The following is an 18,260-nucleotide window of genomic DNA, read 5'->3' on the forward strand; positions in this document are numbered from 1 at the left end:
CAAGGGCTATCCGCATCCTAGGTGCGGGACTCTTGGCTAAGGAATTGTTACTTCTATCAGGTGAATTTCTGTGCCAGGGCTGAGCGCTGCGAGAACACTTTTTGGAGTTTTAAAACGCAAGGTACTGAAGCAAGTTTCAAAATTGGAAGGAATTACTGCGATTTTCTTTTTGCCTCTGATATTCCAAATTCCGAGATTGCAACTAAAATCAAAGGTTGCTGCTATATGATCCTCGCTAGAATTGATCGCGATTGAATCTACAGTTTGGTTTAATTTTTCGTTCGAGTCCGTAAAGGAAGCGGATAATTTACCGCTGGCCTTATCCCAAAGAGTGAGAGGACTATTTCTACTTCCGGAGCCTATGTATTTTTTTGAGACAAAAATGAAACGGACCCCGTCTCCGTGGTTTCCGAAATTTCCCAAAAGTTTTTGGTCCGGAAAACTCCAGATGTACAAATCCTTTTCATATGTATCACCGCTCGCACTGACTATAGTATTCTCTTCGTTAGAAAAATCTAGCCCTGATACAATTCCGTTTTGGTTGATAACTTTGACTTCTTTACAGTCGCTGGTCTTATAGATGTGAATGCTGTTTTCATAAAAGACAGAAATTGCAAAAAGTTTAGAATCTTTTGAGAAACTTGTTTGGTTTACTAGATCCTTGAAGGAAGAAATTTTACAAACCGGTTCTCCTTTGCTAAGATCCCAAAGGATTGCTGTTTTGTCTTTGCTTCCGGACAGCAAATATCGGTTGTCGTTACTAAAAGAGAGAGAACTGATAAAGTCTGAATGACCCGAAAAAGTTTTGCGAGGTTGCAAGGATTTCAACTCCCATAGAATGATTCGATTGTCTTCTGCACCGGTCGCGAGGTAAGATAAATCCTTGCTAAATTCTAGTTTTGTAATCGGTTTTTCGTGGCCTTTTAAAATTGCAATCTCCTTGCGCAAAACCTGAGATTCCCCAGGGAAAAGTTTGTCCGAAAAGAATAGAAAACTTGTTAGTAAGAGTAAATTGGTTCGTAAGAAGGAACTTTTCATGGGAGTCTTGATTTAGAAACGGCGCGAGTTCGAGTCAATCAATTTCTTTAGTTAGTAAGTTTGGTTCTTTCGTCAGAATTAGAAATACCGGGTCGGATGTATGAACATAGATAGCAAATGGAAACTATTATTAAGATCATACGTAGCAATCATAGCAATCATGGGAGCGATGATTTCCTATCCTGTATACTATATTATGAAAAGCATCTACTCAGAAATAGAAAATTATGATTTCAGAAATGGGATTAGGATAAAGACGAACAATGTTCTGGTTCGGAACACAATATTAAAAAACCGAAATGATTTTCGAGAATCTCTACATCGAGAAATTCTCATTTATGAAGTTTACGATTCTAAAGGAAACAAAGTTCAAGACATCTTCGGAGATTTTACTTGGAATACAATGATTCCTTATGATATTAATCACGATGGATATGATGATTTGTTTATTAGTGGGGCACCCAATGTGAATGTTCCCCGAAAACCTTCGGGTAGAGCCTGCTATCTTTTCGATAGAAACCAAAACAAGTTCGTGTTTTCTAGAATCTATTCCCGTGAGGAATTACCTCTAAGTCTGGACATCCAACTATTCGATCTAGCATGGTTATCCAAAATCGAAACTCCTCTGTTCGTAATTTTTGTATTAAATCTATTAAATATTGTTGTATATGCAATGTTGAAAGTTCGAAAATATTTATTGCAGTTCAGAAATAGAACTAGAAAAACTTAGAATTGATTCTTGTTCAACAAATTCAAATGCGTGAATTTTGATACAGTGCTGTCTGCTTTTCAGTATCGAAAGGGTAGTGGAAGGTTTTCTACTAATTGGTCGAAAAGATTTGACATCCCATCAATGATAACTGAAGAATGGGAAAGTTATTTACTAAGTTCAAACTTCATACTAATGAATCCTACTTTTCATATGAAATTTAAAACTTTGTTGGTTTTCGTCTGCAATATCATTCCTGTTTACGGATGCATAAAGTTTGATTGCTCTACATTGGATTCATCTTGTAGCGCTTCTGCGTTGCTTTTGAGTTTGCCTTCTCCCAGTTTGATTGCCTCGCGTGTTTACGGGCAGGTAGGAAGTTTCACTACCGCGAATGTGAATACGCCTGTAATGAGTGCGGATACTCTAAATGGTCCCTTTAAGCCTGCACTTGCTCCAGATGGGAGCGGAATTTATCTTGCAGACCAGTTAAATGCGAGAGCCCTTTTTTATCCTGGCATTTCTACAACGGCAACAAGAGTGTACGGTACTGCAGGCAGTTTTGCAGTGCCAGGTAATACTGGAACCACAAGCTCTACATTTGATACCATTGCGAATGTTCCAGAAGTGTTCGCGGATCCCACTGGAGTTTATATTTCGGATATCCAAGGGAATCGCATTTTATTTTTCCCGGGGACTTCTGCGACCGCCACTCGAGTGTACGGACAGTTTGGACAGTTCACTTGCGCAGTTTCAAATAATGTGGGAGCGTGCATTACTGGAAGTCCTACAACAAACGGTATCGCAAACCCGCAAGGTATTTATAGCGATGCATCAGGAGTTTATATTGTAGATACGAACAACCATCGAGTTTTATTTTACCCTGGCACTTCAACGACTGCCACCCGCGTTTATGGACAGTTTGATTTTAGCAGCGGTTTAGCGAATGCCGGTGCTACCGTTTCCGCTGCAGGTTTAAATCAGCCTAGAGGTCTGTGGGTAGATGCCTCCGGCGTATATGTTGCAGATGTAAGTAATCATAGGGTTCTATTTTATCCAGGGACCTCTACGACTCCTTCACGCGTCTATGGTCAGCCTGATTTTAATTCAGCAAATCCGGGCACTACGGCGACATCCTTGAATAATCCCTGGTATATCAGAAGTTTTTTCGGGAAAGTTTATATTGCAGACACATGGAACAATCGCGTTTTAGAATTTGAAGGAACTTCAACTACCGCGACAAAAGTCTGGGGTCAGGCTGAAAATTTTACTACAAATGCACCGAACGTTGGGGGAATTTCCGCAGCAACTTTGAATCAACCTTATGGTCTGGAGATGGATCTGACCGGACTCTATGTCGCAGATTCTGCAAATAACCGTATGTTATTTTATCCCCGTTGAGGCTTGATTTGGTATTAGAGTCCGTAATTGTACTTAAAGAATTGATAATGCATATCGTGATTCGTATCCGGTATGTCCCAAAACATTTCTCGCGATTTGAAATACCATAAAGATGTATTGAGTTAAGAGTGTAAACTAAGCATGAGTACTATCAAACTATTCCATTTTCGCATGCGACATAATGCTGATTATCGGAAGTGCCTCATTTCCTCATTTAAAAATATACTTGAAACACTGAACGTTTCCTCACCTGAAAACCTACACGAAACCTAATCGAAAATCAGATAAAAATCTACTCCAAATCTTAGGATCAAGTGTACAACAATCTCCTCTATTTCCCGCCTGCATTCTTAAGGATCAAAACGATTTCGGTATGGTTTTTAAGAAGTGCGGCCTTCATCGGAGTGTCACCGTTATCGTCCTTTGCATTTACATTCGCACCAGCAGAGATGAGTTTCCTGACAAGCTCGGTATGTCCCGCCATAGAAGCTAGGTGCAAAGCGGTCCCGCCCAGTGAGTGGCGATCATTTGGATTTGCACCCATCGCCAGAAGTATTAAAGCGAAATTCGAATCAAAGTAGGAAGACCAAATGAGCGGAGTGACTTTCATCGTAGAGAACTGATTTAGCATACCTGCGGCGTTCCCGCCGTCGTAACCGATTCTATCTGCCATCGCAAGAGCACTTAATTCATAGCGATTCTTTAATGAAGTATTTGCTCCGGCTAACAAAAGTACTCCCACTGCACGGTGATCTCCGGAACTAGCCGCGTACATGAGAGCTGTATTTTTCTCTTGATCGCGGTCGTTTATCTTTGCTCCTTCTCGGAGTAAAAGATATACGACCTTGAATCCATCCTTTTTCCAGGCAACGAGCCTGCCTTGGGAAGCTGCCGCCATCAGAGGAGTAATTCCTCGAGAGTTGGCTAGATTCGGATCGGCACCATTCTCTAAGAGCAATTTTACAACCGCAAATCTTCCTTCGGCTGCTGCGCGAAATAACTGCGTATCTCCTTGCGAGTCTATAGGCCGATCGATATCAGCTCCGCCGGCCTTTATCATTAGCAGTTGTTTCTCTGCTTCTAATTTTTCTGCAGCGGATAAATCAAGAATTGATTTATCCCTAAGTTGCGGTAACCCAAAAGAACAGTTGAATAGAAAAACGCCAGAAAATGCGATCCAAGTACAAAAAAACAAACTGCATTTGAACCTATCATACATGTTCCGCTCCCCGACCGAAATTTCATCGGTTCAAGTACAATTTTAGAGAGTACTCTTATTTCGGTTTATTGCAAGAGAAAGCGGTAGGATGATAGTGCTTGGATCCAAATTTCTTTGAGGTAAATTTAAGTTAGCGGAAACAAAAACAAGTGCATTTTGACGGTCTTGACCGCAGGATTTGATGCTCAGGCACCTTCAAGACTATCAAAAAATTCTAATATAGTTCAAAAAGTCAAGATCCCGGCTTTAGACTTTAGAATTGTTAAACCCCTTAATAAAAGTGCTTAACGACCGTTACAGTAATTATGCATTGAATTTGTGCAAGTAGTTCTGTGATTTAGGCCATGAAAGATTCTTGACCTTAAATCTGTAGCGAAGTTAACTTTATGGAGCCCACTCTCCGGAGATTGTTTTGAAGCGAAATTTGACGATCATCCTCTTTCTTTTCTGTTCTTGTCTCAAGGTACATCTGAACCCTTTTGACACAACTACCTCGCAAGGGCTTTTGTTATACGAAATCATGGGATCGCAAACTCGTTATCTGGCCGTCGGAGCAAACTGCGCTTCTTGGGTATCACCTGACGGTGTTAGCTGGGACAGGCCTCCTAATACAGCGTTTCCTGGATGTACATTTGTTCCAGGAGGTCCTTCGAACGGTAGTTTGAATGGAGCGATCTATTTCAACGGGCAATTTATTGTAGTAGGTAGCACTAGTGGTTCGGGTGGTTGCGGTATCTGGACGAGTCCCGATGCGTACACTTGGACTCAGAGAACTTGCGATATTATAGGCGGGACCCCAACTGCACTGTTTACACTTACCATCGTCGGAACCGAAGTGATTGCTGGCGGATCGGTAAATTCTAGCGGAGATTGTTCTTTCCAAAAATCCTCAGGCGATCTTTCTAAATGGACCCAAGTGCTGCACACTGCTTGCGGATCTCAGAGTATTGCGTCTATGGCAGTTTCCGGAACCACACTTCTTTCATCAGAATTTTTGAATGTGATGGAGCCTAGCCCTCCCACAAATCTAGTCCCGAATGACGCGATTTTTCTCTCTTCCAATTCCGGATCCACTTGGGTAGCAGGGACTGCGCCTACGAATATGGCGTTTTTCAATATCATTCCTGGAGCGAATGGAAGAATACTTGCCTTTGGAGAAGTCGTAACTCGGACAGGCGGACTTTCATTTTCGGACACCGCAGGTAGTACTTGGAATACACCAGCTACTGTTGCGGTCTCGGGAGCTACTATTTCCGGTGGAACAGTCCTCGGAAACACCTTCGTAGGTGTAGGCGGAAATTGTGATTTGGTAATGTCAATGGACAATGGTCAAAGTTTTCAGCCATTTACTACAATGGGCTCAGGATGTAGTGGTGTGAACTGGTCTCCAATCGTTGTAAATCCGATCACCGGTGTTTTTGTGGCCGCCGGAAATCTTGGAACCCCATCCACTGAAGTATTCGCGATGTCTACTTCAGGTCTTAACGGCACATGGACGATTACTACTTTAGCAAATACTAATTATATTCTTGGAATGACAGTTAGACCGTAAGACATTGTCTGGAAAGGCAGCTGACAGATGGAACGATCGGTGAGTCATAAGACTGCAAAGCAAAAATTTGCTCCGCAGTCTTATTTATTACGAACTTATAATACGAATGGGAAGATCACTGCATCAGGTTGCAGATCGCAGGTGATTCCGCCTATATCGGTCCCGGAAAGATTGATCAGCAAGGTGATGCGGGCACAATCGTCTACATCTGATTTCAGATAATAACGATCCGGATTCACATTCGCCAAATCGGCTGCAAAGAACGGAAGAATTCCCAGGCTTCCAGAAGCTGCCGAGCCTAAAATTGCGTTCGTAACGATGGTGTCTTTTGCTTCGCGTCCGCTTACTCTTTTTGGATAAGCTAACCCTGCCCTATCCATCAGGATGCAGTTTACGAAAATGAGGAGGGGAAAAATGAGAGTGATTTTCTTCATACCGAATATGGCCTAAATTCAGAAATTTTCAACTTTTCGCTTAGTCTGTATTGAACTTCAACAATTCAACAGCTGAGTAATTACACATGAAGCTCTCTTTTCGTCCATCCAAAATTTTGAAGGACCTCCCCTATATCCAAGAATTCCTTTAAATGTAAACCGTTTGAACGAATTTTGTTCAACTCCTGAAAATGCTTCGGGGTTTTTCGCCTTGCGTCTATTAAGAGTGGACAAGTCCCCTCTCTTATCGAGTATAATAGCGATATTAAATTCGCGCGGAGGATGCAAATATGGATCAGCAAGCTTTAAATATTATTAATGCATGTTTCGGGATTATTAAGACAGGGCAGGAAATGAAGGAGGAAACAAGGGCAAAACTTTTGAAAGCATACCAGGATTTCTCCGCAAAGGGAGCCGCCGATATGTCTGAATCTTCGGTCCGAGTTCGCGACTTGGCGGATAAGTTTGTCACCGGTTTAGAAGAACTCGTTCACACTGCAGAAAAAGATTACGATGATATCAAGTTGAAAGTTCTAGAGGTCCAGGATCAAGTTTTCGCTTGGATGAAGGGGGAACACAGAAAGGATTATTCCATCTAATCGTTTACTTTCCAATTTTCGAAGCAGAGTAATATCTACTTTCTACATTTTCCCAATTGATAATCGAAAGCACTGAGTCTACAAATCTGTCTCTTTGGTTTCGATACTTCAAGTAGTATGCATGTTCCCAAACGTCTATCACTAAAATAGGAATTACTCCCCATTGAGTTAACCTTTCGTGATTCTCGCATTGTAGAACTGTCAGTGAGTTTGAATACGGTTGGAATCCAAGAATTCCCCATCCGTTCCCTTCGATCGATTTTGCCACGGAAGACAATAGAAGTAGTAGCTTATCTAATGAACCAAAATCGGTTTCGATTTTTTTGAGCAAACTACCTTTCGGCTGTGTTTTCTTTTTCGTTAAATTTGTCCAAAAGATCGTATGCAGTACATGGCTGGAAAAGTGATATGCTAATTTCTTGGTCCAAACATCCAGTGCTGAAGTTTCATTCTTCTGCAACGCTTCTCTAATCATCTTGAGATCTTGGTTCGCGGATTTTACGGCTCCACCATGGTGAAACGTGTAATGAAGATGTACGGTTTCTGCATCCATAACCGGTTCCAGAAAATCTTCTTTGTATGGAAGAGGTAGCTGTATAAAATTTCCTGAATCATCTGTAAGCCGATCAAAAGGCCAGGAAGCGTTTTCAACACCAGATAGCTGTTTGGCGGTGAAGGCAAGTGTAGCACCCGCGACGAGTCCTTGTTTTATAAAGTCCCTTCGTTTCATTTTTTACCTTTTTTCCGGTGAGATCAGCCTGATCTCGTTTGCGAATCTTTCGTGCATTTTTGGATCGACCGGTTTATGCTTAATCTTGGTGCTTGCTGGATAGTGTTCTATATCGTTATTTCCATTCCAATTCATACTAGGTCGGATTGGTCTTGGCATAAAGCCTCCTCCACAATTTGGGCAAACATTCCCTAGAACGGTCTCTACACAATCGACACAAAACGTGCATTCAAAGGAGCAAATCCTCGCGTCTATCGAATTCGGTGGCAGTTCTCGATTACAATTTTCGCAGGTAGGTCTAAGTTCCAGCATAAGGATTCACTCCTTGTGTTTTTCACTGATATACATTCACAGTTGATGTTAAACGAAAAACAAAATCTTACTTATTGTTTAGCCAATTGTAGAAAATCGCCTTTTCCGTTTTCGTAGACCGCGTCTCGTAAAACGTTAGATAGCCGAAGTGATACCTTCGACTTCGGCTCGATATCGACCGCTTCTAATTTAGGGAACGGTTTGTTGTCCATGTAAACGCTCGCAACTTCGATTTTCAGTTTCGTTTTAGAATCGTTTACTAGGTTCATTCCTAAAGTAAATTCGTCTATGTTTATCGTGCTCCAATATTTCTCTTTGATCGCTGTTTTCAAAGAGTTAAACGACTCGCTACTTAAATAAAGTCCGACTTTGATTTTATCAGCTACCTTGACAGTTATGTTTAGAAGTCCAGGTTGCGGCTTAAATTCCTTATCCTCTAACTTGACCATTGGGATCTTAATCGATGCTTCGAAAAAGTTTTCGTATTCTTGTTTGGTGCATCTTGCATCTTTCAAATCCTTAAACTGTTGCCCGATCGTTTTGATTAGAAATTCTTTATCTTCTTCGCATTGTTCTTGGGAAGAAACTCCGAATTTAAGTGAAGAATTCGCGTAGACTGTTTTATTAGATTTGGAGCTAGCGATATCTAAAATATCGGAAACAAAGATCTCACCGGTGATTGAATACTTGCAAAGAAGGGTCGCCAACGCAACCAGGGTGAGAACTGCGAAAAGCATTTTTGAACTTAACCTCGAACTACTTCTGAATCGAGCGATTTGAATTTCCTTTGAATCGAGTTTTTCATTCATATCAAATACGTAGCCTTTCTAAAGATCGCCAAAGCATAGACAAAAAGGAAAAGTCTGCAATCATCTTTTACGCCGATGCAAAACTTTGCAAAAAGCCTGAGAGTTTTTGGGAAAAATCTCTTTTCGCGTTGCCTATAAGTTACAAGATTGTGTTCGAATCATTTATGCCAATTGTCGTTCACAGCTCAGACGATCTGTCAGTTTTAGCTTCGACCTTACTTCAGCTGATTCATACCGAATCGGTCGAGCAGAAGGGTCTGCACTCGCCTGTAATCGTTATACCGAATCTGACAATGGAAACCTGGCTTTCTCTAGAATTTGCGAAATCAGCTGAAGTAACTGCGAGTATACGATTTCTATTTTTCGAAAAAGCAATCTCTGAACTTTTTATTCGAAAGTTTAAAAGTACGGAAGATTCTTGGAAGGAATTCCTTCAGCCGAGGGAAATCCAACTGTTTATCTATTCGTTTTTGATCGCTCATCCGGATTTGGTCCAAAAATACGAATCTTTAAATAGATATCTATTGCCGGAAGGTAGGGAAAAAGCGGACCCGGTGCGAATCTTCGACCTCGCGGCTAGAATCTCGAAATATTTTAAAGACTATGAGTTGCACAGACAAGATTGGATTCGAAACTGGCTTGGAAAAGATTACGAAATCTTAAAGCTTTCTGAAGAAGAACTCCGAGAATCAGAAGCTACTAAGTCCGAAACTTTTTTCTTAGAAAAGGAAATCTATTCCCAGGTCACAGCTTTTTTGGGATCCAAAGGTCGTGAGACCTTGCTCCAATCAGCGATGAAGGTTTTTGGATCAAAAGATAGGACGAATCTTCCGGATGCAAAAAACCCTCAGGAAAACTTTTATATATTCGGTTTGTCTCAATTTGCTCCTGCTTATATAGCAATGTTCCGGAACCGATTTCCTGAATTGAATGTGCACGTATTTCAGTTCGGTTTTCCAGGACTGGACCATGCCGAGGATTCTGGATTCAAGAGAACAACTTGTCGAAGCTGGTCACAGCCTTTCCTGGTGGTTCAGAAAAATTGGAAATTAGCCGGTGCTCATTTTATCAAATATACTCCGGACCGTTCCCCAAGATCTTCCAACCTGAGATCCTTTCAAAGGTATCTGTTAGGAGAATCGGAACCGCTAAAAAATGAAATTGAGTCCAAAGCGATTCCTATAACAGGCAAAAAACAGCCGGCCGACGGAAGTATTTTGGTCCTGGAAACGCCAGGAAAATTTAGGGAAGTGGAGTCAATCTATCATAGTATATTAGCAAAACTAGATGCAGATGACCACTTGAAACTAACCGAGATCGGAATTTTCTGCACGAATCTCGCGGAGTACCGAGCCGCAATCGAGTTTTCTTTCGAAGGTGGAATCATGGCATTGGTACAAGAGGGAGAAAAGCAGAGTATCCGGAAAAAAACCATTCCTTATACGATCCGAGATTTGACTGTGGCAGAGACTAGTTCCTATATGAAGGGGATTCTCTCCATATTTATGCTCTTGCTTTCTGGAAAAAATAGATCGAATCTATTTGCACTATATCGCAATCCTTGTTTTCAAAATCGTTGGAAAATCAATTCGTCTTTTGTGGATCACTGCATCGAATATGCAAAAGATCTAAATCTTTTTCTGGATACTGATGATGAAAATATAAAGGAGCCGTTTTCCTTTGGCTCTGGTTTTTTAAGACTAGCTCTTGGAGAAATTTTGCCTCAATGGGCTGAAAAAGAAATAGGAATATCTCCTTTCGAACAAAATGAGCCTATGATCGAAAAGTGGATTCATATTTGGATCTCCTTGAACCAAAAGCTAGCCGAATTCCAGCAAGTGCTTGCAGATCCAAATGTAAAGACGGAGATTTTTTTGGAGTCATTTCAAGGACTCCTCTCCTCCACCCTTTTGCCCGACCAAGCTAGCGAAATCGAAATTGAATCTGAGGTAGATTCAGTTCTATTTAGATTGAGAGATATAGATTGGGATCCAAAAACCGAAGAGGATAGAATTCATTTTTTGGAAACTTACTTATTGGAATCCGTATCCGGACTTCCGATTCGAAAAGGGAAATATTTGACGGACGGAATTACGATCTCGGCTCTACAGCCAATGCGTCCGATTCCATTCAAACATATTTATATTCTGGGAATGGGAGAAGGATTATTTCCTGGATCGGAGGATAGATCCGCTTTCAATCTGCGTTACCTTTCGCCTAGAGAAAGCGATATTACTGCAAAGCAAGCCGACGAATCTTTGTTATACGAAACCATCCTTTCCGCGAAGGAGTCTCTGACCTTTTCTTTTGTGAATCAGGATATCGGAAAAGACGAAGAGTTGGCTCCGTCATCCTCTTTAGTGCAGATCGAGCAAGCCTTAAAGGAGCATATACTTTCGGATGGAGAAAAGATTAGAGTTCGCATCCCGCTCAGTAAAAGCAGCAAGTCGTACTTTGAATCCTCACAAGGGATTCAGGAAATCTTTAAGAAAACCTACGATATTTCGGCCTCCCTAGTTTATGGGCCTTTGGAGACTCGACAGAAATATTGTGAACAGATAATAAACTTCGGTCTTTCAAGTTCGGCCCCGATCTCGAGAAGCGCATCCGAAGTATCTATCGATTTATCGGACCTAGTCAAATTTTGGAACTCCCCTCTTTCGCATAGGCTGCAAAAGAAATTCGGAATGTATGTAGAGGATGCAGAGGAAACTGAGAATATTTCCTGGGAACCGTTTCGCCTAGAATCCAGGGAAAATTATCTTTTTCGACAAGAGTTTTGGTCAGAAGCATTAGATCGTATCACACGGGAAAAATCAGATTCCAAATTAGTAGGAATATTCTCCGACGCTTTTACGAATGCGTGCAGTAGATTTACTCGGGAGGGTCGTATCCCCAAAGGAATTTTTGGTGAAATCGAAATCGAAGACCTTGAGAGCCAATATAAGTCTTTGGTTGAGTCTCTTGATCCTTTACTTAGCGGATGCGAGTACTTCGATGCCATCGTTTTCGGTGAAAAAGAAAGGTCCGGAAGTATATTAAGAATTAATGAACCTCTAATAGAATCTGATGTATTGCAAAAAGTTGTTCTCACAGGAGAAAAAAAAGGTATTTTCTATCAGCCTGTGGAGCGTAAGTTCCTTTTATTTTACCCGTTTCATTCTTCCAAGTTCAGAAATTACTTCGAGCCATTCTTGGTTGCAAGTCTGATGTTCCAATTTCGACAGCAGTTAAATCGGGAATTCGATTCGATAGAAGTTTTGTTCGCCTACGGAGATAAGCTGAAACAGGTGAGAATCGGAGGAGAACAGGAGCAACGAATTGCGATACTCGAAGAGACGATTCGATTTTATTTCCTACAAGATCCAGTTCTAGTGAGTGCAGATCTTTGGGAAGACTTTACTAAGGCTAAGTTAGCGCAAAAAGATCCGGAAATCTTCATGCGCTGGTGCAGGTCGGCCATTTTGGAATCTAGTTCAGACTATTTGAATTCTTCTCTGCGAATATTGCCCAGACCTTGGGAATATCTTTCCGAAACTGGATACTCGATTGCGCAAAAAATTTATTCTCCATTGGAAAGTTTGATTTCATGAAGGAGAATTTGTCAGGAGGCAAAGTTGAACTCCCGAATTCGTTCGCTTCCGAAATTGATACCACCAAACACGGATTTATCGAAGCTTCTGCCGGAACTGGAAAGACTTTTACGATCGTGTTTCTCGTAATCAAAATATTAAGAGAACTCTTTTTCTCCGAGGGGGAAACCGACAAACCCCTGGAAAATAGAACCGGGATAGAGTCCTTCCTAGTTCTAACTTTCACTGAAAAGGCAGCCTCTGAACTTCGCTCCAGAATACGACAAGGAATCGAACAATGGATTCAGACTTTAGAGCAGGAACATCGGAGAATGAATCCTACTGACTCGGAAGCTTTTGCAGCAATTGAAAGAGAAAGGGAGTACTTTCAATTGCAACGAAGAAAATTGGATCAGGCGTTTATCTCTACGATCCACGGCTTTTGCCAGAGAATATTAAGCGAATATCCTTTGGAGACTGGATATCCGCAAATCTCTAGCCTTGTCCCGGAAAATACTCCTGCGGAAGAAGTATTGTTTCTCAACATGAGAGAAGAGTGGGCTCCCCTATTCAAAAAAGAACAAGCAAAGTCTTTGGTTTCCACTCTTAGAAATCGATTTGATCGAGGCGGTCTAAAAGGACAGGGCACAACCTGGGAGCAAAATCTTTTAAGACTGGCGGTTTTGAAGGCCGCCGGACGTGCATCCCTCGAAATCTTCCCGAAAGAAGTAAATCAAGAACTGCAAAAGGCAATCACTGACCAATTAACCGAATGTAAAAAACGATTCTCTGAATTCAGGACGAAACAAGACAGGATTTATTCCCTGATAGATAAATCCTTAAAGGGTAAATTAGAAAAGAATACTGTAGAATTTCAAGATTTACTCACTCGCTTTGAAGACCTGCTTGAAACTGAAAATTTTGCCGAATTCGAAGGAATAAGGACCAAGTTCGATGAGAAAAAAAGAACTGTCCAAAAGATAGATTTGTACGGGATAGATTCGTTTTTTCTTAACGAAGAGATCTTTCCGGATGCAAAAAACTTGAATGAATATCCGGAATACCAAAAATCTTTTCGAGTTCTTGCACAGACTTACTTTTCGATACTAAATCCTTCCTCCTACTCGATTGCTAGAATGGCCGAAACAGTACAAATCGAAGCAGGCGCACTTAAGAACAGATTGAATCAGATTACATTCAACGATATGATTCACAATCTCGCGGGTTCATTGTCCTCAAATGTTCTACTACAAACGCTCCGAAGCAGATTCAGGTTCGGAATTATAGACGAATTTCAAGATACAGACTCGGATCAATATTCAATTTTCAGAAAAATCTTTTTGGAAAATCCGCAAACCGATGAACTCAGAAACCTTTTTCTGATCGGGGACCCCAAACAGTCGATTTACGGATTTAGAGGTGCGGATATCGGTACTTATCTTTCTGCAAAGTCAGAGTTTGAAACCGTATTTAAGGAAAAGGCAGTTGTATACAAGCCACTGAGCATAAACTACCGTTCGCTTCCTGGTTTGATCTATTCTTGCAATTCACTTTTTTCGGAAACGAATAGTGATTGGTTTCCAATTGCAGAATCCGGTTTTACACATCGGATTTCATTTACCGAAGTTAATCCTGCTCGATCCGGTTCTAGCAAATCCAGATTGTTTAGCGATCAAAGCGACAGAGGATCCCTGAACGCTTACAAGTTGTCTTTTTCTAACAACCAAGATATTTTGAAAAAAGAAATGGCTTCCTTTATCGCAAAGGAAATCCTGCATCTTTTATCAGAAAAATCAAAATTAAGAATTCATAAAGAATCTAGTGATAAAAAATCGAATGGATCTAAGCCCACTTTTAGAGACTTCACTGTTCTGATTCGGGAATCCTCCGATGCCTCTCCTTTAGAAGCCGCTTTTTCGGAGGCAGGAATTCCCTATCATTATTATAAAAAAACAGGCCTTTTTGCGAGCGAAGAAGCGTTTCGATTCAGGTCGATACTTGCCTCGATTGGAGAGCAAGGCAGCCCTGATTCTTTCAGAAAACTGATACTTTCGGATCTGTTCGATGTGTCGGTAAAGGACCTAGATGGTTATTCTGAATATTCTTTTGATTCGAAAGAAAAAAGACTGATCGAATCTTGGAGATCCTTGGCGAAAAGAAGGGATTTTGCGAAGCTCTTTAAATCCTTACTGACTGAAACGAAATTGCCTTCTCCTCACCCTAAGTTACCGAAAGAAGCATGGGAAAGAAGGAATTCCAACTATCGGCAACTAAGTTCTATTTTGCTCGAGCAAGCTAGTTCGCAAAATCTGGACTTCGAGGGGGTCCTTCGATATCTCGACCAAAAGTGTTCGGGAGGATCAGAAGCCGACGAAACTTTCTTTGAATCAGAATTCGAAGAAGAGGCAGTCAGAATCATGACGATTCACGCTAGCAAAGGCTTGGAGTTCCCTTTCGTATTTCTAATGGGTGGGTTCTCTAAATACGGAAAGAAGAACAATTTTTACACGGAGTACAAAAGGCAGGATCTTTTAAAGGACGGGACTCTCAAAAGTGTGAGAGTACTGGATTTGGATCTAAACAATGCAGATGCTCATCTCGCCCGTGAAAAGAACGAAGATAAACGATTGTATTACGTGGCAGTGACCCGCGCGATGTACAAGTTCTATTTTCCGTTGTTAAGCGAAAAGGCGAATCGACCTTTGGATCTTTTTTATGATGCTTTTCAAAATATGAAAGTCGGAGCAAATACCGATGCCAACTTTGCGGAGATAGAGAAACAAGAAGAAGGCGACAATTATTTTGTGAAGCGATGGGGTTCACCTGAGTCATTGCTTTCCAAAAAAGAATCGATCAAGGAAAAGAATGTCGAGGTCGCGGACCAGCATCTACCTTTTGGTGCCAGGGATGTGTATTCTTGGCCAAAGAACGTGGAAAATAGAAAAACTATAATGGAAAGCTACTCTTCGCTTTCTAAAAGTATCGTTCTACATCAAATCGAAGTGCCGCAGTTTGAATCAGAAGAAACTAGAATCCAACCAAGCGAGCAAATTTCTTTAACACAAGATGATGCGACAGAAGAGGAACTTACTTTGGATTTGCCTTCTTCCAATAAAATGGGGAACTTGCTCCATAAAATACTCGAAAGGATAGATTTCCGTTCCTTTCGAGATTATGCATCGCCTCAAGAACTTCCTGAGAAAATTCGTTCTGAAGTTCGTAATTCTTTAAGAGTAAATCGTTATGGAGATGGTCCTCAGGAACTAGAATCATATACAGATACCGCTTTGAAATTTCTCTGGAACACCTTAAGAAGTCCATTACCGAATTTGCATGCGATTCCTAGCTTGGCCTTTTTGGAGCAAGGAGATAGACTTCACGAAACCGATTTTACTTTAAGATTTGATAATGAAAACTCTGCAGGATTCGATTTCCTGAACGGTACAATCGATCTTTTATTCTATGCCGACGGAAGATATTGGCTTTTGGATTGGAAGTCAAATCGATTAGAGAATCGCCCTGCAGTTGCCCTGGCCAAAACTAGGCAAGATCCTTATGATGAAAATTCTCTAAAAAATGTAGTTCAGGAAGAGTACCAGTTACAGCTAGATTTATATTCTATGGTTTTAGACCAGTGGCTGCAATTTAGATTTGGAAAGGCTTATGATCCGAATTTATTAGGCGGAATGTATTACGTTTTTCTAAGAGGGACAGATCCGACTAGAATCGGGAGAGGATTTTTTCTCGAACCATTGACTAGGGAAAAGATCGAAAAATCGCGAGAGAACATCCGACTTGCGTTATCTCTCAAAAAAAGAATGATCTTGGAAAGAGAATGATAAGTTCGAATCCGATCGTTGATCCGTTGTACGTAGAGTTTCTGACAAAGGGAATGCTACCCTATTGCAAAGGAATTTCTGAAAAAGATTTGCATGATACAAATGTAACTCTCTTGTCTTCTCTGCGGTTAGGAAATCTGAGCGTGCCTATTGAGGAGCTGAAAACAAAATCCCTCCTCAGTTTAGAGAACCCATTCTTTCGAGAAAGAAACAAACTTCTGTACTATAGAAAGCCTTACGAATCCTTAGTGAATTTGGAAGTCGCGATAAAAAGTCTGCTTTCCAAAAAGATTCCAGAATCACAATCGAAAAGAATCGAATCCGTCGTAAAGGAAGTAACGGAAAAATTCCCGTTGTCGTTAAAAACTTCCAGTGGCGAAATCCATCTGTGTGCAGAAGGAGAGCAGAGAGATGCGTTGGTCGAAGCTCTCAAAAATCCTTTTTTTGTACTCACCGGTGGGCCGGGAACCGGAAAAACTACGGTAGTAACCAGTCTACTCAGGGCTCTTGTAAGGTTAGGTTATCCGAGTTCCAAGATCGGTCTGGCTGCTCCGACAGGTAGAGCAGCTCAAAGATTAAAAGAGTCCTTGGATCATACGCTCGGTTATTTAGAAAATATTCAACCGATCGATGCCTCTCTCAAAGAATTAAACCCTTTCACGATTCACAGACTTTTAGGATATAACCCTTCCAAACGATCCTTCAAGTACGGAACCGATTCAAAACTACCTTATGAAATCCTAATATTGGATGAAGTTTCTATGGTAGACCTTTATTTGATGAATTCGATTCTTGAGTCAATCTCTTCCAAAGAATCCTTCCGATTGATATTACTAGGAGATCCCAATCAGTTACCGAGCGTTGCAGCGGGAGCGGTTTTATCGGATTTGGTATACCAGATTCGAAAGGGATTTCCCGGAAATGGAATCCAATTACAAATAAGTAGACGTCAAGAAGGAGAGGCTTCTTCTATATTCAACCTCGCTCAATCTTGCTTGGAAGCAGAAAGCGAAAAAGAAATCGCTCTTGCCTTGCAGGATTGCTCCAAACAGTCCCTTCGCTTACAAGAAATCTTACCGTATTCCAAGGGCGGAGATTTTGGTTTCGGACAAATGCCAGAACGAACCGGGTTTTTCAGAATCAACGGTAAGCTCCCCGAAAACCTGGACGAATTTTTGGTCCGGTATTTTTGGTCGAAACTATTAGAAAATATTCATACCGTTTCCAAGATCTCGCAAAACTCAGAAAGGCTGAAAGAGTATCTTACCGTCGAAATTCATAATACCAAGATATTGACTGTATTAAGAAAAGGCCAATTTGGAAGTGAAGGTTTGAACGCAAGACTCTGCGAGCTTATCTTAAAAGAGCAAAGACTTCCTACAATTTCTGTTGGAAACAGAATCTACTTTTCCGGTTTACCGTTGCTCATCACCGAAAACGACAAAGAAAGGGAATTGTTTAATGGAGACACGGGAATCGTCGCGGAAATTAAAACAGGCGCAGAAGGAAAAGAGTTACGGGCCTTATTCTCAGTAGGAGGAGTTCTCCGAGACTTTGCTTTGGATACGTTGCCCGATCATGAATATGCCTTCGCAATCACGGTTCATAAATCGCAAGGATCTGAATATGATCAGGTTTTCTTGATTTTACCACCAGATGCAACTTCTGACCAAGATACGGAAAAGGGATCTCAGTTGTACTGCAAAGAAATTCTGTACACAGCTTTGACCCGAGCGAAAAAGAGCGTCTACCTGTTAGCCGGAGAGAAAAGACTAAAACAAAGTCTTGAGAACAGATCGATTCGGACTACTGGGTTTACTGTTTGTTAAGCGACAAACCCGACTTTCGCGTGAGTGCCATCGCAGTACGGCTTTTTAGAAGAATGACCACACCTGCATAGAGCTGTGGTTTTGGTCCGTTTCTTTGTATTGCCTTCCTTATCCTTAATCGTAACGCTGCCGTGGACTAAGTAGGGACCGTTAGCTGTCGCTTCAATGATCACTTCTTCAGAAGATTGCTCTACAGGGTTTTCGGACATTGCAAAAC

Annotated in this window: 14 protein-coding genes; 7 read left to right on the forward strand and 7 right to left on the reverse strand. The window is 41.2% G+C overall.

Annotation, left to right across the window (positions count from 1 at the left end; genetic code table 11):
• Positions 1-36 precede the first annotated feature (36 nt).
• Entirely contained in the window at positions 37-1,038 is a 1,002-nt protein-coding gene (locus CH373_RS06565) for a WD40 repeat domain-containing protein (RefSeq protein ID WP_100712614.1), read from the reverse strand.
• Between the two features lie 100 nt (positions 1,039-1,138).
• Here CH373_RS06565 and CH373_RS06570 point away from each other — a divergent pair, with 100 nt between their 5' ends.
• Both CH373_RS06570 and CH373_RS06575 read left to right on the forward strand, forming a co-directional pair.
• Positions 1,139-1,768, forward strand: coding sequence for a hypothetical protein (locus CH373_RS06570; protein WP_100712615.1), 630 nt, complete (start codon positions 1,139-1,141; stop codon positions 1,766-1,768).
• Between the two features lie 390 nt (positions 1,769-2,158).
• Complete coding sequence (locus tag CH373_RS06575; protein WP_125177709.1) at positions 2,159-3,148, forward strand: NHL repeat-containing protein; 990 nt, start codon at positions 2,159-2,161, stop codon at positions 3,146-3,148.
• Between the two features lie 331 nt (positions 3,149-3,479).
• Here CH373_RS06575 and CH373_RS06585 read toward each other — a convergent pair whose 3' ends face one another.
• Positions 3,480-4,367, reverse strand: a complete 888-nt coding sequence (locus CH373_RS06585) for an ankyrin repeat domain-containing protein (protein ID WP_100712617.1) — start codon at positions 4,365-4,367, stop codon at positions 3,480-3,482.
• A gap of 412 nt (positions 4,368-4,779) precedes the next feature.
• Here CH373_RS06585 and CH373_RS06590 point away from each other — a divergent pair, with 412 nt between their 5' ends.
• Complete coding sequence (locus CH373_RS06590; protein WP_100712618.1) at positions 4,780-5,919, forward strand: hypothetical protein; 1,140 nt, start codon at positions 4,780-4,782, stop codon at positions 5,917-5,919.
• A 95-nt stretch (positions 5,920-6,014) separates the two neighbouring features.
• Here CH373_RS06590 and CH373_RS06595 read toward each other — a convergent pair whose 3' ends face one another.
• Entirely contained in the window at positions 6,015-6,353 is a 339-nt protein-coding gene (locus CH373_RS06595) for a TIGR04452 family lipoprotein (RefSeq protein WP_100712619.1), read from the reverse strand.
• Between the two features lie 290 nt (positions 6,354-6,643).
• Between CH373_RS06595 and CH373_RS06600 the strand changes: the two genes are divergently transcribed.
• Positions 6,644-6,952, forward strand: a complete 309-nt coding sequence (locus tag CH373_RS06600; protein WP_100712620.1) for a phasin-related domain-containing protein — start codon at positions 6,644-6,646, stop codon at positions 6,950-6,952.
• 4 nt (positions 6,953-6,956) lie between these two features.
• Here CH373_RS06600 and CH373_RS06605 read toward each other — a convergent pair whose 3' ends face one another.
• The 3 genes from CH373_RS06605 to CH373_RS06615 form a co-directional block, all read right to left on the reverse strand.
• A complete protein-coding gene (locus CH373_RS06605) occupies positions 6,957-7,682 on the reverse strand; it encodes a superoxide dismutase (RefSeq protein ID WP_100712621.1) in 726 nt (241 codons plus the stop codon).
• 3 nt (positions 7,683-7,685) lie between these two features.
• Entirely contained in the window at positions 7,686-7,994 is a 309-nt protein-coding gene (locus CH373_RS18870; protein WP_100712622.1) for a DUF1272 domain-containing protein, read from the reverse strand.
• 71 nt (positions 7,995-8,065) lie between these two features.
• Positions 8,066-8,731, reverse strand: a complete 666-nt coding sequence (locus CH373_RS06615; RefSeq protein WP_125169887.1) for a DUF7424 family protein — start codon at positions 8,729-8,731, stop codon at positions 8,066-8,068.
• A 50-nt stretch (positions 8,732-8,781) separates the two neighbouring features.
• On the opposite strand from CH373_RS06615, the gene CH373_RS06620 reads away from it, so the two are divergent.
• From CH373_RS06620 to recD, 3 genes are read left to right on the forward strand one after another with little or no spacing between them, the layout of a single operon-like run.
• A complete protein-coding gene (locus tag CH373_RS06620) occupies positions 8,782-12,396 on the forward strand; it encodes an exodeoxyribonuclease V subunit gamma (RefSeq protein WP_100734079.1) in 3,615 nt (1,204 codons plus the stop codon).
• Positions 12,393-16,214: a UvrD-helicase domain-containing protein gene (locus CH373_RS06625; RefSeq protein WP_100712625.1), complete on the forward strand. Its 3,822-nt coding sequence runs from the start codon at positions 12,393-12,395 to the stop codon at positions 16,212-16,214. The genes CH373_RS06620 and CH373_RS06625 overlap by 4 nt, the downstream gene beginning before the upstream one ends.
• The gene (recD, locus tag CH373_RS06630) at positions 16,211-18,043 is read left to right on the forward strand and encodes an exodeoxyribonuclease V subunit alpha (RefSeq protein WP_100712626.1); all 1,833 of its coding nucleotides are present in this window, start codon (positions 16,211-16,213) and stop codon (positions 18,041-18,043) included. Before CH373_RS06625 ends, recD begins: the two co-directional genes overlap by 4 nt.
• Here the strand turns inward: recD and CH373_RS06635 are convergent.
• A complete protein-coding gene (locus CH373_RS06635) occupies positions 18,040-18,252 on the reverse strand; it encodes a CDGSH iron-sulfur domain-containing protein (RefSeq protein WP_100712627.1) in 213 nt (70 codons plus the stop codon). The two genes, recD and CH373_RS06635, sit on opposite strands and share 4 nt — an antisense overlap.
• Positions 18,253-18,260 lie beyond the last annotated feature (8 nt).

This window comes from Leptospira perolatii (assembly GCF_002811875.1).
In the GTDB taxonomy this organism is placed as follows: Bacteria; Spirochaetota; Leptospiria; order Leptospirales; family Leptospiraceae; genus Leptospira_B; species Leptospira_B perolatii.